This is a genomic window from Pantoea sp. USMM079 (genome assembly GCF_037153115.1).
Classification (GTDB): Bacteria; Pseudomonadota; Gammaproteobacteria; order Enterobacterales; family Enterobacteriaceae; genus Pantoea; species Pantoea communis.
The window spans coordinates 1-15,434 of record NZ_JBBCKX010000028.1; the positions used below are offsets into that span (position 1 = coordinate 1).

At 54.7% G+C, this 15,434-nt stretch carries 13 protein-coding genes; 5 read left to right on the forward strand and 8 right to left on the reverse strand.

Annotation, left to right across the window (positions count from 1 at the left end):
• The first annotated feature begins 339 nt into the window (after positions 1-339).
• Positions 340-1,743 carry a multidrug transporter subunit MdtD gene (gene mdtD, locus WFP70_RS23355; RefSeq protein ID WP_034830079.1) on the forward strand — a complete coding sequence of 468 codons (1,404 nt, stop codon included), beginning with the start codon at positions 340-342 and terminating at the stop codon, positions 1,741-1,743.
• Here mdtD and rbsR read toward each other — a convergent pair.
• The 7 genes from rbsR to WFP70_RS23390 all read right to left on the reverse strand — a co-directional run bounded on the left by rbsR (position 1,740) and on the right by WFP70_RS23390 (position 8,103).
• Positions 1,740-2,723 (reverse strand): ribose operon transcriptional repressor RbsR, encoded by a 984-nt coding sequence (rbsR, locus tag WFP70_RS23360; RefSeq protein WP_097118537.1) that lies wholly within the window; start codon positions 2,721-2,723, stop codon positions 1,740-1,742. The two genes, mdtD and rbsR, sit on opposite strands and share 4 nt — an antisense overlap.
• Positions 2,724-2,736: 13 nt before the next feature.
• A complete protein-coding gene (gene rbsK / locus WFP70_RS23365) occupies positions 2,737-3,666 on the reverse strand; it encodes a ribokinase (protein WP_337024560.1) in 930 nt (309 codons plus the stop codon).
• 64 nt (positions 3,667-3,730) lie between these two features.
• Positions 3,731-4,606, reverse strand: a complete 876-nt coding sequence (rbsB, locus tag WFP70_RS23370; RefSeq protein ID WP_034830075.1) for a ribose ABC transporter substrate-binding protein RbsB — start codon at positions 4,604-4,606, stop codon at positions 3,731-3,733.
• A 27-nt stretch (positions 4,607-4,633) separates the two neighbouring features.
• Positions 4,634-5,605, reverse strand: coding sequence for a ribose ABC transporter permease (gene rbsC / locus WFP70_RS23375; RefSeq protein WP_034830072.1), 972 nt, complete (start codon positions 5,603-5,605; stop codon positions 4,634-4,636).
• Positions 5,602-7,110: a ribose ABC transporter ATP-binding protein RbsA gene (gene rbsA / locus WFP70_RS23380; RefSeq protein WP_337024561.1), complete on the reverse strand. Its 1,509-nt coding sequence runs from the start codon at positions 7,108-7,110 to the stop codon at positions 5,602-5,604. The genes rbsC and rbsA overlap by 4 nt, the downstream gene beginning before the upstream one ends.
• A gap of 7 nt (positions 7,111-7,117) precedes the next feature.
• Positions 7,118-7,537, reverse strand: a complete 420-nt coding sequence (rbsD, locus tag WFP70_RS23385) for a D-ribose pyranase (protein WP_034830068.1) — start codon at positions 7,535-7,537, stop codon at positions 7,118-7,120.
• A 170-nt stretch (positions 7,538-7,707) separates the two neighbouring features.
• Positions 7,708-8,103: a YgiW/YdeI family stress tolerance OB fold protein gene (locus tag WFP70_RS23390; protein WP_034830066.1), complete on the reverse strand. Its 396-nt coding sequence runs from the start codon at positions 8,101-8,103 to the stop codon at positions 7,708-7,710.
• 171 nt (positions 8,104-8,274) lie between these two features.
• Here WFP70_RS23390 and qseB point away from each other — a divergent pair, with 171 nt between their 5' ends.
• Together qseB and qseC are read left to right on the forward strand one after the other, a co-directional pair.
• Complete coding sequence (gene qseB / locus WFP70_RS23395) at positions 8,275-8,937, forward strand: quorum sensing response regulator transcription factor QseB (RefSeq protein ID WP_337024562.1); 663 nt, start codon at positions 8,275-8,277, stop codon at positions 8,935-8,937.
• Positions 8,934-10,265, forward strand: coding sequence for a quorum sensing histidine kinase QseC (gene qseC, locus WFP70_RS23400; protein ID WP_337024563.1), 1,332 nt, complete (start codon positions 8,934-8,936; stop codon positions 10,263-10,265). The genes qseB and qseC overlap by 4 nt, the downstream gene beginning before the upstream one ends.
• 12 nt (positions 10,266-10,277) lie before the next feature.
• On the opposite strand, the gene kup is transcribed toward qseC, so the two are convergent.
• Positions 10,278-12,146, reverse strand: a complete 1,869-nt coding sequence (gene kup, locus WFP70_RS23405; protein ID WP_034830061.1) for a low affinity potassium transporter Kup — start codon at positions 12,144-12,146, stop codon at positions 10,278-10,280.
• Between the two features lie 299 nt (positions 12,147-12,445).
• Here kup and ravA point away from each other — a divergent pair, with 299 nt between their 5' ends.
• Positions 12,446-13,942 carry an ATPase RavA gene (ravA, locus tag WFP70_RS23410; protein ID WP_337024564.1) on the forward strand — a complete coding sequence of 499 codons (1,497 nt, stop codon included), beginning with the start codon at positions 12,446-12,448 and terminating at the stop codon, positions 13,940-13,942.
• Positions 13,939-15,399: an ATPase RavA stimulator ViaA gene (gene viaA / locus WFP70_RS23415; RefSeq protein ID WP_337024565.1), complete on the forward strand. Its 1,461-nt coding sequence runs from the start codon at positions 13,939-13,941 to the stop codon at positions 15,397-15,399. The genes ravA and viaA overlap by 4 nt, the downstream gene beginning before the upstream one ends.
• The last annotated feature ends 35 nt before the right edge of the window (positions 15,400-15,434 follow it).

The following is a 15,434-nucleotide window of genomic DNA, read 5'->3' on the forward strand; positions in this document are numbered from 1 at the left end:
TCCTCCTTCAGAGTCAAACACTTTTTTCAGCGTTTTTCTCCGGCGGGATGAATTTCTTCACTCCCTGCTGAGCCGTCTGCGTTGCCGCTTTGCCGTCTCAGTGGTGGCGCATTATAGGGAGTTATTCGGAGCTGACAAGGGTTTATTGCAAAAAATTGACTGAGCGCTACTTTTTTAACCGAACAGGCTAAAAACAGACATTTCTCGATCAATAATCAGTCAAAAGCGCCCGTTTGGCGGCACAAATCAGCGTCACGCGTATAAGCACCAATGCTATTCTGTTAGTCCAACGCCGTTTTCTTTGTTGCAGACTGAACAATTATTAAAGAAGGACTTTCAATGATTCGCTCCGCGCGCAGTATGGCCGGCTTGCCCTGGATCGCCGCAATGGCGTTTTTCATGCAAGCCCTCGATGCCACCATCCTCAATACTGCGCTTCCTGCTATCGCCACCAGTCTCGACCGCTCCCCTCTTGCCATGCAATCTGCTGTGATCAGCTATACGCTCACTGTCGCCATGCTGATCCCGGTCAGCGGCTGGCTGGCCGATCGCTTCGGCACGCGCAAAGTCTTTATCGTGGCCGTTTCACTGTTTACGTTGGGGTCTTTAGCTTGTGCACTCTCGGGCTCGCTGAGCATGCTGGTTATCTCACGCATTATCCAGGGTGTTGGTGGCGCGATGATGATGCCGGTCGCGCGCCTGGCATTGTTGCGTGCTTATCCACGCAGTGAATTGCTGCCGGTACTTAACTTTGTGACCATGCCGGGATTAGTCGGACCGATTCTGGGGCCGATGCTCGGTGGCTTGCTGGTCACCTACGCCAGCTGGCACTGGATATTCCTGATCAACATTCCCATTGGCATCGCGGGCATCTTCTATGCACGTAAATATATGCCGGATTTCACCACGCCTAAGCGCCGCTTTGATTTTGGCGGCTTCATTCTGTTTGGCTTAGGTCTGGTGCTGATATCCGTCGGTATCGAACTGTTCGGAGAGCGTATCGTGTCGCCGTGGCAGGCGGTGCTGGTGCTGTTAGCCGGTGTCGCGCTATTGCTTCTATATATAGTGCATGCACGCCGCCATCCTGCACCGCTGATCAACTTACCGATGTTTAAGACCCGAACCTTCTCGGTCGGCATTATTGGTAATATCGCGGCACGTCTGGGCACGGGTTGTATTCCCTTCCTGATGCCATTGATGTTACAGGTGGGCTTTGGTTATCCCGCACTGATAGCGGGTTGCATGATGGGGCCAACAGCGATTGGCTCGCTGCTGGCCAAATCCACCGTGACACAAGTGCTACGTCGCTTCGGCTATCGTAAAACGTTGGTCGGTATCACCATCATCATCGGCATTCTTGTCGCCAGCTTCTCACTGCAAACACCGGGTGAAAGTGTATTAATGCTGTTAGCCGCGCTGTTTGTATTAGGTATGGCGATGTCGACACAATTCACCGCGATGAACACCATCACACTGGCCGATTTGAATGATGAGAATGCCAGCGGTGGTAACAGCGTGCTGGCAGTAACGCAGCAGGTATCGATCAGCTTTGGCGTGGCCGTCAGTGCGGCGGTACTGCGTTTCTATCAGGATTTCGAGAGCACAACCGTGCAGCAATTCCACGCCACCTTCCTGACGATGGGCGTGATCACCGTGCTGTCCGCGTTTGCTTTCCTGATGCTGCGTCCCGGCGATGGCCGCAATCTGATCGCTAATCGCGAGAAAAAGAAGAAAACCGCTTAAACCGAACCGCGTTCCACCAGCTCCGGCGTCAGTACCAGCGTTTGCTGGCTGGCGTCGGGATCGCTCATACGATGAATCAGCGTATCAATCGCCAGTTCGCCCAGTTCATCCTTGGGCTGATGGATGGTACTAAGCGGTGGTGTGAGATAACGTGCCAGTTCGATATTGTCATAACCCATCACCGCGATATCTTGCGGCACGCGTAATCCCGCCTGGAATAGCGCGTGATATACGCCCACTGCCATCGCATCGTTACTGGTGAAAACCGCTTCGGGTAGCAACTCAAGGGTCAGTAGCTGGTTCATCGCATTAAACCCACCCTGAAATTCGAAATCACCGTCGACCACATAGCCGGGCAACACCGGTAATCCACTGTTGGTCATCGCTTTATGGAAACCTTCCAGACGCAAACGCGCCGGAGTTTTATCCTGCGGACCGGCAATACAGGCAATACGCGTGTATCCGCGATCGATCAGATGCTGCGTTGCCAATTCACCGCCCAGCAGCGCATTATCCTGAATGATGTCGCCACGCCCTTCAAACGGCGCCCAATCCATCATCACCATGGGTACGGACGGATAACGATTGAGGATCTCCGCAGAGGGAAGGTGCGTCTCGGTGCACATCATTAATAAGCCATCGACACGCTTTTGCATCAGCGTTTCGAGGCTGCGATTCATGCGTTCTTCATCGCCTTCGGTATTGCACAGAATCAGACTGTAGCCGCGCTCGTAGCAGCTATTTTCTACGCCGCGTACCACTTCTGAATAAAACGGGTTACTGCTGGCCGTCAGTAACATGCCAATAGTGCGGGTTTGGTTGATTTTCAGGCTGCGTGCCAGCGCGGAGGGCGCGTAATTCAGCTCACGGATTGCCTGATCCACTTTTTCCCGCACCTGTTCGCTCACAAAACGATTGTTATTGATGACGTGGGAAACAGTGGAAGTGGAGACGCCCGCCAGGCGGGCGACATCTTTCATGGTCGCCAAAGGCTTAACCCTGTTGCTGCAGGAAGTTATCGATCTCAGTGCGCCACGGCACTGAGGGCTGCGCACCCGGACGCGTCACCGCAATCGCGGCGGCAGCGTGGGCAAAACGCACGGCATCATGCATCGCCACACCTTCCAGACGCGCGGTAATAAAGGCGCCGTTAAAGGTATCGCCCGCAGCGATGGTATCGATGGCCTGCACGCTGAAACCCGGAATACGCACGCCTTTACCCTGTTCGCTCAGCCACACGCCGCGACGTCCCAGGGTAATCAAAACGGTAGAGATGCCTTTATCATGCAACGCCTGTGCGGCACGAGCGGCATCCTCATCATTCTTCACCGCGATCCCAGTCAGAATTTCAGCTTCGGTTTCGTTCGGTGTGATGATATCGATTAAGGCCAGCAGCTCATCAGACAAATGTGTGGCAGGCGCTGGATTCAGAATCACTTGCGTGGCATTGGCACGCGCAATCTTCGCTGCCGCCAACACGCTTTCCAGCGGCGATTCCAACTGCATCAGCAAGGCCTCAGCATCAGCAATCACTTGCTGATGGCGATCGACACAGGCTGGCGTCAGCGCCGCGTTAGCACCGGAATAGATGCCGATATTATTTTCACCTTCGCCATTAACGAAGATCATCGCCACGCCGGTGGCTTCGTCTGCCACGATTTCTACCGGAGCAGTATCAATACGGTCCTGCTGCAGCTGCTGGCGGATACGTTCGCCAATGTCATCTGCACCTACACAGGCAATAAAAGCGATATCCGCGCCAGCACGACCGGCCGCCACGGCCTGGTTAGCCCCTTTGCCACCAAAGGCAATCTGATACTGTTTGCCGATCACCGTTTCGCCCGGACGCGGAAAATGGGTGAGGTTCAGAATGTGGTCGGCATTGATGCTGCCAAGTACCGCCAGTTTTGCACTTGTGTTCATAGGGAGTGATCCAGAAAGTTGCGCCACCAGGACGGTGGCGCGTTGCCATGCTTTTCTTTGTTTTTTATTTGGTGACCAGCTTCAGGTCAACTGGATTAACCGACTGTACTTTTTCGCCTTTCAGCACTTTATCTGCAGTGTCCACACCAATCACGCCAATTTTATCAGGCATCTGCGCCACTGTGGCGGTCAGTTTACCGGCTTCTACCGCTTTCACACCGTCAGCGGTACCGTCAAAGCCCACCACCAGTACATCGGTTTTACCGGCAGTCTGCAGCGCACGCAGTGCGCCCAGCGCCATTTCGTCGTTCTGAGCAAATACAGCCTGTACATCCGGATGCGCCTGCAGCAGGTTCTGCATCACGTTCAGACCTTTAGTACGGTCGAAATCTGCTGGCTGGCTCGCCAGGATATTAAATTTGTGCGCATCAGCAGCCTGCTTGAAGCCTTCGCCACGCTCGCGCGCTGCGGAAGTCCCGGCAATACCCTGCAGCTCGATGATTTTTGCGCCATCGCCCAGTTTCTTCGCGATGAAGTCACCGGCCATTTTGCCGCCGAAGCGGTTGTCAGAAGCCACGTGGCTCACCACGGTGCCTTGTGCCGCCACGCGGTCCAGGGTGATCACCGGAATGTTGGCCTGGTTGGCCATCTTCACGGCGTTACCCACGGCATCAGAATCCGTTGGGTTAATCAGCATCAGCTTGGTGCCACGCACAGTCAGATCCTGTACGTTCGCCAGCTCTTTCGCCGGGTTATTCTGCGAATCCAGCACCACCAGGTTATAACCCAGTTTGTCGGCTTCTTTCTGTGCGCCATCTTTCAGAGACACAAAGAACGGATTATTCAGCGTTGATACAACCAGCGCAATGGTGTCCTTAGCCATCGCGCCAGCACTGAGGGTGGCGCCAAGGATGACGGCCAATGCAGTTAACTTTTTCATTTATAGAGTCCTGTGTGAAGGTCAGAGTTATTTGCTGCTTTTGTTATCCACCAGCACCGCCAGCAGAATGACAACGGCTTTGACAATCATTTGGTAGTAAGAAGATACGCCCATCAGATTCAGGCCGTTGTTCAGGAAACCCAGGATCAGCGCGCCAATCAGCGTGCCCATAATGCGACCTTTGCCGCCCGCCAGGCTGGTTCCGCCTAAGACCACCGCCGCAATCGCATCCAGTTCATAACCAGTACCTGCCGTCGGTTGCGCAGAGGAAAGGCGCGCGACTTCGATGGTGCCCGCCAGCGCCGCCAACAGACCACACAGCGAATAGACGATGATTTTGACGCGGTTAACATTGATGCCTGACAGACGTGTCGCCGCTTCATTGCCGCCTAACGCATAAATGTAACGACCGAGGCGCGTGTGATGCAGCATGTACCACGCCAGCGCGAACACTACTGCCATCAGCCACACCGGCGTTGGGATACCCAGCGGACGGCCAATACCGAACCAGCCGAACAGATCGGCGTTATCACTGAAACCGGTGTTGATCGGGCTACCGTTGGTGTACACCATGGTCACGCCGCGCAGCAGCAGCATCATCACCAGCGTGGCGATAAACGCCTGTACCTTGCCGCGTGCCACAATCACGCCGGTAATACCACCAATCGCCGCACCCAGCGCCAGCGAAGCCGCTACTGCCACCAGCGCATTCACTTCCAAACCGACAATCGAGGCGGCGACCGCACCGGTGAGCGCCAGCAGCGATCCCACCGACAGATCAATACCCGACGTCAGAATCACCAGCGTCATGCCGACGGCCATAATGGCGTTAACCGAGGTCTGCTGCAGGATGTTGAACATGTTGGCAACAGTGAAGAAGTTCGGGCTTTGGCTCGCCACCACGGCAATCAGCACGATCAGCGCAATCAGCGATTTCTGCTCCAGCAGCCAGGCTTTGCTAAACCAGCGACGGCTGGCGGGTAAGGTTTGGGTGCTCATACAACTAACTCCTCGCTGTGTTGCTTACCGACTGCCGCCGCCATCAGGGATTCCTGGGTAGCCTGCTCACGGGAAAATTCGCCACTCAGATGGCCTTCATGCATCACCAGGATGCGATCGCTCATGCCCAGCACTTCCGGCATTTCCGATGACACCAAAATGATGCTCAGCCCTTCGGCTTTAAACTGGTTAATTAACTGATAAATCTCTTTTTTCGCACCCACGTCCACGCCACGCGTCGGCTCATCCAGAATCAGTACGTTCGGGCGCGTCATTAATCCGCGCGCAATCGCCACTTTCTGCTGATTACCACCCGACAGCAGGCCAATCGGCTGCTCCATTGACGGGGTTTTAACGTTGAACAAACGGATGAAGTCGCCTACTGCCAGTTGTTCTTCACTGTGTTTCAGATTACCGGTGGCATGGCTGAAATAGCGCAGCGCGGTCAATGACATGTTCTCTTTCACCGACATGCCGAGCACCAGGCCATCGCGCTTGCGGTCTTCTGAGATGTAGACGATGCCGTTGGCCAGGCCGTCCTGGGGTGATCGGGTAATAATTTCGCGACCGTTGAGCGTAACGGTGCCGTTGCTGCGAGGCAGTGCGCCGTACAGCACTTTCATCAGTTCCGTCCGTCCCGCGCCCATTAAACCGGAAATGCCAAGGATTTCCCCTTTGCGTAGGTTAAAACTGACGTTATCCACGCCCGGCCCGCTGAGATTTTTAACAGTTAAACGAATATCGCCCGGTGCCTGATCAATATGCGGATATTGATCTTCCAGCTTACGGCCCACCATCATCTCGATCAGACTCTCTTCGCTGAGATCGCTCACCGCGCGCTCGGCAATAAATTGCCCGTCACGAAACACGGTGACATCATCGCAAATCTCGAAGATCTCTTTCATACGGTGCGAGATATAAACAATGCCGCAGCCCTGCGCTTTCAGTTCATTGATGACGCGGAACAGCGACAGGGTTTCGGTATCGGTCAGCGCATCGGTCGGTTCATCCATAATGATGACCTTCGACTCGAAGCTAAGTACTTTGGCGATCTCAACCATCTGCTGATCGCCAATCGATAAATCGCCCACCAGCTTATGGCTATTGAAGCGCAGGTTCAGACGATGTAATAAGGCATCCGCCTCGGCGTACATCCGGTTCCATTCGATGCGGCCAAAGCGGTTAATAAATTCGCGACCGAGGAAAATATTCTCTGCAACGGTCAATTGCGGAATCAGGTTGAGTTCCTGATGAATAATGCCAATGCCCGCTTCCTGCGACGCTTTCGGTCCAGAAAAAGCCACATCCTTGCCCAGCCACTGCAGAGAGCCCGCATCCATGCTGTAAATGCCGGTCAGCACTTTCATCATGGTGGATTTCCCCGCGCCGTTTTCACCCACCAGCGCCATCACGCGCCCCGGATAAACAGCCAGCGAAGCGCCATTCAGCGCTTTCACGCCGGGAAACGACTTTTCAATCCCTTTGAGTTGCAATAACGGTTGCATAACGACCTCAGAAGGTTACGCCAGCGCTCAGGATGACATTCGCATACGGAGAACACTCTCCGCTGCGAATGACGGCCTGGCTACACTGCGTTTCTTGTTTGAACTGTTCATGGCTGGTGTAACGGATGGTGATGACATTCCCCTGGTGCCGTTGCAAGGCATCGAGCACGGCGAGCAGTGCGCTGTGGAGTTGCGGATTGTGTTGCTTGATCTCCTCCGCCATCAGGGCGCTTTCGACTTGCATCTCCTGAGTGACAACATCAACCACCTGTAAAAATTCGGGCGTTCCCGGCGTCAACGCCAGGTCGATTCGCTGTGGTCCGGCCGGAATCGGCAAGCCCGCATCCGCAATCGTCAGCGTATCGGTGTGCCCCAGGCGGGCAATCACATGAGAGAGTTCAGCGTTTAACAAGCGACCTTTTTTCATTTCTTCCACTCCACAGCGAAACGTTTCGCTGAGCGTGAGTGTATTAAATGTGCGCGGCAACTCAATGACGTCATCACGGAAATGTGATCGCCATCGAAACGTTTCGCTTGTGCCGGGAATAATTTGAGTTTGGTGGTGGATGCGAGCCGCCTGAGCGGCTCTGAAGGGTGTTATGGCAGCTTGCGGACCTGCTTAACGTCCAGTTCAATGGAATTAAAGTCCTTATCCAGCTCGCCGGTCAGTTCAACCTGATCCTTCGGAGTGATGGTCTGTCCGTGCCAACGCTTATGGTCGATTTCCACTTTCATGTTGCCGCTACCGTCACGGAACAGATAATCCTCATCGCCGATTTGCTTATCGAGATAACCGCGCACGGTGATCCAGCTGTCGTCTTTCATCTCTTCAGCCTGCTTAACGGTCACTACACTGGTGTTATCCGCCTGGAAGCCACCTGCGTGAACCTGAGCCTTTGGCGCACTCGGGTCAACAAATCCCCCCTGTTGTGCGGCCAGAACCGGCGTGGAAGCCAACATAATAATCGCGATTAACGCTGCACTCTTTTTCATTTTTCACCTCTGTTCCATGAATGTGTGGGATACGGAGGCTATTACAGCACAGGGTTCTTAACAGGATCTTAAGGGGTAAAAAAACACGAAAAATAGCCAATCTGCGGCGATTGACGCTGTACAAGCGGATTTTTGCTTCGTATAACGACTCTTGCACTCAAGGAGAAACACATGCGCATATTATTGATCGAGGACGACACGCTGATTGGCGATGGCCTGAAAGTCGGGCTAACGAAACTCGGCTTCAGCGCTGACTGGTTCGTGTCAGGCGAAGCGGGATTTCAGGCTTTATCGGCCGCACCCTGGGATGCCGTGGTACTGGATCTTTCGCTGCCCGGGCGTGATGGGCTGGAGATCCTGCGTCAATGGCGTGAGCAGGGCGCAGATGTACCCGTGCTGATCCTCACCGCACGCGATGCGCTCGATCAGCGCATACAAGGATTACAGTCAGGCGCTGACGACTATTTGTGTAAGCCCTTCGCGCTCGCTGAAGTCGCCGCGCGTTTACAGGCGCTGATTCGCCGCCGTCATGGACAACTTCAGCCCGAGTTGAAACACGGCAAGGTGGTGATGTCGCCCAGCAGCCACAGCGTCTGGATTGACGGCGAAACCATCAGCCTGAAGAGCCGTGAACTGGCGCTGCTGGAGCTGTTTATGCGCAATCCAGGTCGCGTGCTAACCCGCAGCCAGCTGGAGGAAAAACTCTACAGCTGGGATGACGATGTCTCCAGCAACGCAGTAGAAGTGCATATTCACCATCTGCGCAAAAAGCTCGGCACAGCGTTTATTCGTACCGTTCACGGCGTGGGTTATACACTCGGTGCGGCAGAATGAGTCTGTTTCTACGACTCGCCATCGGCTTTGTGCTGCTGATTACGCTGTGCGGTGCGGTGGCCAGTTACAGCGCCTGCCATCAGACCCGCGACACCGTTAATGAGCTATTCGATACCCAGCAAATGCTGTTTGCCAAACGCCTGCTGTCACTCGATCCCACCAGCTTGCACGCCGCCTCACTGCCAAAAACCAAATCCATTTTGCGCCATCACCGCGGCGATCAGGATGATGATGCACTGGCGTTTGCCATTTTCCGTGCGGACGGCCAGCCGTTGCTTAACGATGGCGAGAACGGGCGCGATATGCAGTTTGATGATAAGCGTGACGGTTTTCGCGAGGGTCGTCTGCGCGGCGACGATGACAGTTGGCGGCTGCTTTGGCTGACTTCTGCTGATAAACAATATCGCGTGGTAGTGGGCCAGGAGTGGGAATACCGCGACGATATGACGCGCGATCTGGCACTGGCGAGTTTGATGCCGTGGCTTTACGCCATGCCCTTTATGCTGCTGATGCTGCTGGCATTGGTGTGGTTCGAATTGCGCCCGCTAAAGCGCCTGACGGCATCACTCCAGTTGCGAGCACCCGATGACGCCACACCGCTCGACGAAGCACGCTTGCCCAAAGAGGTGCAGCCGTTGGTGGCGGCATTAAACGGGCTGTTTCACCGTATGGCGCAACTCGTGCAGCGCGAGCGCCGTTTTACCTCCGATGCGGCGCACGAACTGCGCAGTCCGTTAGCTGCACTGCGCGTGCAGAGTGAGGTGATTCAGCTGGCGGATGATGACGAAGCAATGCGCAAACGGGCATTGCAGCAGCTTGATAGCGGCATCCAGCGCGCCACACGGCTGGTGGATCAACTCTTGACGCTATCAAGAGTGGAAGCGGACGATCTGCGCAGCGAATTTCAGCCGGTGCCACTGGCACCGCTGCTGCAAAAGCTTCTGATAGAACATTTTCCACAGGCCGAGGCGCAGCAGATGGATCTGCAATTGCATGCACAGGCCGAACCAGTGATGAACGGTCATCCTCTGCTGTTGAATTTGCTGATGCGTAACCTGCTGGATAACGCGCTGCGCTATGCGCCGCCGGGCAGCCAGATTCAGTTCACGTTAAACGCGCGGACGATAATTATTGAAGATAACGGGTCAGGCGTTAGCGATGAGCAGCTTGCGCGCCTTGGTGAGCGTTTCTGGCGACCGCCGGGGCAAACGCAAACGGGCAGCGGTTTAGGAATATCGATTGTGAAAAACATTGCGCAACTGCACGGTATTCGCATCGCATTCAGCCATGTGCAGCCTCAAGGCTTGCGCGTCACCTTGAGCTGGTGACGCGCTTAATCCTTAAATCTCGACCTGCGTGCCCAGCTCGATCACGCGATTAGGCGGGATTTCAAACTGATCCGGCGCACGCAGCGCATTGCGTTGCAGCGCAAGGAACAGTTTGCCGCGCAGACGCAGATACCACGGGCGATCGCCAATAATCAGCGATTCATGGGACATGAAGAATGAGGTTTCCATCATGCGGCAGTTGAGACCTTCCAGCCCGCAGCGGTGGAAAATTTCTTCCACGTTCGGGGTTTCACGCCAGCCGTAACTCGCCACCACGCGCCAGAAGGTGGGCGATAACTGTTCGATGGTAACGCGACGCACGTTATGCACGTAAGGCGCATCCTCAGTACGTAGCGTCAGCAGTACCACACGCTCATGCAGCACTTTGTTGTGCTTGAGATTATGCAGCATGGCAAAAGGGATCACATTCAGGGCACGCGACATATAGACTGCGGTGCCCGGCACGCGTACCGGCGGAGATTTCTCCAGCGAAGCGATCATCGCTTCAAGCGAATTGCCGTGCTCATGCATACGACGCAACAGGCGGAAGCGCTCGCTTTTCCAGGTGGTCATAACGATAAACATCATCAGTGCCAGGGTCAGCGGCAGCCAACCGCCGGAGAATACTTTGACCAGGTTTGCCGAGAACAAGGACACGTCAATACACAGCATGCCAATCAGAATCAGCACCACCAGATAACGGTTCCAGTGCCAGTTCTGAATTGCCACCGTGGAGCAGAGAATCGCAGTCAGCACCATGGTGCCGGTTACCGCGATGCCGTAAGCCGCCGCCAGGTTACTGGAGTGCTCAAAGCCAACAATCACGATCACCACGGAGAAGTAGAGCAGCCAGTTGATCACCGGAATGTAAATCTGACCCGATTCTTCTTCCGAGGTGTGCACGATACGCATCGGCGGGAGATAGCCTAAACGCACCGCCTGACGTGTTAAGGAGAACACACCAGAGATCACCGCCTGCGAGGCGATAACCGTGGCCAGCGTCGCCAGAATCAGCATGGGAATCAGCATCCAGTCTGGCGCCAGCAGGAAGAAGGGGTTTTTGATCGCTTCGGGATGTTTAAGTAGCAGCGCGCCCTGACCAAAGTAGTTCAGCACCAGCGAGGGCAGCACCACGATAAACCAGGCAAGACGAATCGGGAATTTGCCGAAGTGGCCCATATCCGCATACAGCGCTTCCACACCGGTAATGGCCAATACCACCGCGCCGAGCGCAAAGAACGACACCGTTTTGTACTGGATAAAGAAGTGCATCGCCCAATACGGGTTCATGGCATGCAGCACATCAGGGTTACTGATGATGCTACGCGCGCCCAGCACGGCCAGAATGATAAACCACACCAGCATCACCGGCGCAAACAGCTTACCCACGATGCCGGTACCGTGCTTCTGAATCACAAACAGCAGCGTCAGCACTGCAATCGCAAGCGGAACGATATACGCATCCAGGCTCGGTGCCGCAATCTCCAGCCCTTCAATCGCCGACAACACCGAGACGGCGGGCGTGATCACCACTTCACCATAGAAGAAGCTGCCACCAATCAGCCCCATGATGACAAGAATCGCCGTCGCACGTGCACCGGTATTGCGTCCGGCCAGTGACATCAAGGTCAGGATCCCGCCTTCACCGGCGTTATCGGCACGCATCACGTAACTGATGTACTTCAGTGACACCACTAAAATCAGCAACCAGAAGATCAGCGAGAGAAAGCCAAATACCGCTTCGCGTTCTACGCCAAAGCCAAACTGACCGGAGAGACATTCACGCAAAGTATAGAGCGGGCTGGTACCGATATCGCCATACACCACGCCAATCGCGGCGAGTGTGACTGCGCCAAGGGACTGCTTCTTATCCGAGCTCATAAGTTGTCTTTTGTTGGAGCCGATGAGGCACTTGCCTACCGCTCAGGCCATCAAAAAGCGCACAGTATGCACATATTCCCAAAAAAACCTACTCTTACAACATGTCATCATGACGTCAGCGAGGCGGTTTTTCGCCGAAATTAGGCGCCAAAAACCGTCTGAAGCAGCGAGTTCTCTCGCCTCAACCTTCTGAAACAAAAAAGCTGACGGCTATCAACGCAATCAAGCATGATAACCAGTAGAGTATTGCGCTCGCCAGAATATGACGGCTCCAGGATCAGAAGGACAATGATGTGATTATGGCTCAACCCCATCTTTTGGCAGAAAGAATTTCTCGCCTGAGTAACGCCCTGGAGAAAGGGCTGTATGAACGGCATCATGCGATCCGCCTGTGCTTATTAGCTGCACTCAGTGGCGAGAGCGTATTTTTGCTGGGGCCGCCCGGCATTGCCAAGAGCTTGATTGCCCGCCGCCTGAAATACGCCTTCCAACACGCCCGCGCCTTTGAATACCTGATGACCCGTTTTTCTACCCCTGAAGAAGTGTTTGGCCCGCTGTCGATTCAGGCGTTAAAAGATGAAGGTCGTTATCAGCGATTAACCAAAGGCTATCTGCCGGATGCCGAAATCGTCTTCCTTGATGAAATCTGGAAAGCCGGTCCGGCGATATTGAACACCTTACTCACCGCCATCAACGAACGCCGCTTTCGCAATGGCGACAGCGAAGAAAAGATTCCGATGCGCCTGCTGGTGACCGCTTCCAACGAATTGCCGGAGGCCGATAGCGGGCTGGAAGCCTTGTATGATCGCATGTTGATTCGCCTATGGCTGGATAACGTGCATGAGAAGCAGAACTTCCGCAGCATGCTCACCCACCAGCAGGACGAAAATGATAATCCGGTGACGGAAGCGCTGCGCATCAGTGATGAAGAGTATCACCAGTGGCAGAAAGGCATCAGCCAGGTCTCCTTACCTGATCATGTGTTTGAGCTGATTTACCAACTGCGTCAGCAACTGGAGAATTTGCCCAGCGCACCTTACATTTCCGATCGCCGCTGGAAAAAAGCGATTCATCTGCTGCAGGCCAGTGCGTTTTACAGTGGCCGCGTGACCATTGCGCCGATCGATCTGATTCTGCTCAAGGATTGCCTGTGGCATGACGTCGCATCGATGCAGCTATTGGATCGCGAAATTGATGCTTTGATGACCCAGCACGCCTGGCAACAGCAGGCGTTGCTGCACAAACTGCAGCAGATCAAAGCACGTCGTCTCGCCTTGCAACAGCAGCAGAGCGTGGCACAAGCGCTGACGCTGGAGAAACACAGCGGTATGTTTAGCCGCAAACCCCATTACGAATTGCCTGCTGCCATCAGCGATGAACAACTGACGCTCATGCTGCAACAGCCGTTAACGCTGCACGACATGCAAGTGACGCATGTGCTGATTGCCCGTGAAGCCTTAACCCAGTGGCTGATTAAAGGCGGTGAAATTCGCGGCAAACTGAATGGCATTGGTTTTGGCCAGACGCTGGATCTGCTGGTGGATGCGCATCACTGCCTGACGCTACGCGATGTCAGCCTGCAATCCACACGCTTAACATTGCCCGGAGCCAGCAACAGTAGCGACATGCCGCAGGAAATCCAGGATGAATACGAAGCGCTGGATACCCAGCTCCGCGCACAGCGCACGCTGTTTAGCCAGCACCATCGCTGCTTGTTTATCAGCGATGACTGGCTGGCACGTATTGAAACCAGCCTGCAGGATGTGGCAGAACAGCTGAAACAGGCGCGTAAATGATCTCACTGGAGACGCTGAGCACGCTGTTATCGATTGGCGAAACGGAGTTAATCGAAGAGTTGATTCTGGCCCTGCTCGCGTCGCCACAGCTGGCGCTGTTCTTTGAAAAATTTCCGCGCATGAAACAAGCCTTAATGCGCGATTTACCCCGCTGGCGCACTGAAATCGCGGAACAGATGAAAACCACGCCGGTGCCGGAAGCGCTGGCGCAGGAGTTTCAGCTGTTTCAGCAAATGCAATTGATCAGCACGCAGGATTTCAGCCACCAGCTTCCCCACATTATGTCGCAGCTAAAAAACCTGCCGTCGCCATTTCTCGAAGAAGCCAGCAAACTGCTGCTGCACAACGAAGCTGAACAACTGAGCAATGCTCAGCACACGCTGTTTTTGCAACGCTGGCGACTCAGCCTGACGCTGCAAACGCTCACGCTCAACGAAACCCTTCTTGAGGAGCAGCGCGAACGTCTGATGGCCGAGCTGCAGCAACGGATGGCAATCAGTGGCCAGCTGGCGCCAATCCTTACCAACGATGATGAAGCCGCAGCCGGACGTTTGTGGGATATGAGCAAAGCGTCACTTCAGCACGGTGATTATGAGCTGATTGTGCAATATGGCGATTTCCTCGCACAGCAGCCGGAATTAATGAAACTGGCGCAGCAGTTGGGCCGCAGCCGCGAAGCCAAATCGGTGCCTTCGCAGGATGCACCGCTGGAAGAATTTCACCAACTGGTGCGTGAGCCCGATCATGTGCCGGAAGAGGTCAGCGGTATTCATCAGAGCGATGACGTACTGCGTCTGTTACCGCCTGAGCTGGCGGCGCTGAGCATCAGTGAGCTGGAGCTGGAATTTTATCGTCGCCTGGTGGAAAAACGCCTGCTGACTTACCAGTTACAAGGTGATGCCTGGCACGAGAAAGTCACACTGCGCCCGGTCAGCCATCAGCAGCATGAAGCGCAGCCGCGCGGCCCTTTTATTGTTTGTGTCGATACATCAGGCTCGATGGGCGGATTCAACGAACGCTGCGCCAAAGCCTTCTGCCTTGCGCTGTTAAAGGTGGCATTAGCCGATAAGCGCCGCTGCTACATCATGCTGTTCGCTCACGAAGTGATTGGCTACGAACTCACTGCCGATAGCGGCATTGAGCAGGCTATCCGTTTTCTTAGCCAACGTTTTCGTGGTGGCACCGATCTGGCGGCTTGCCTTGCTGCGGTGGTTAAACGTATGGAGGGCAGCGTCTGGGATGAGGCCGATGCGGTGATCGTGTCGGATTTTATCGCCCAGCGTTTACCGGATGACACCATCAACGCGATCAAGCAACGCCAGCGCCAGCATCAACAGCGTTTCCACGCAGTGGCGATGTCGCTTCACGGTAAACCGGGCATTCTGCGCATCTTCGATCACATCTGGCGCTTCGATACCGGACTGAAAAGCCGCCTGCTGCGCCGCTGGAAACGCTAATTCATCTGGCAGAAATGCTTATTTGCTATAGTGAA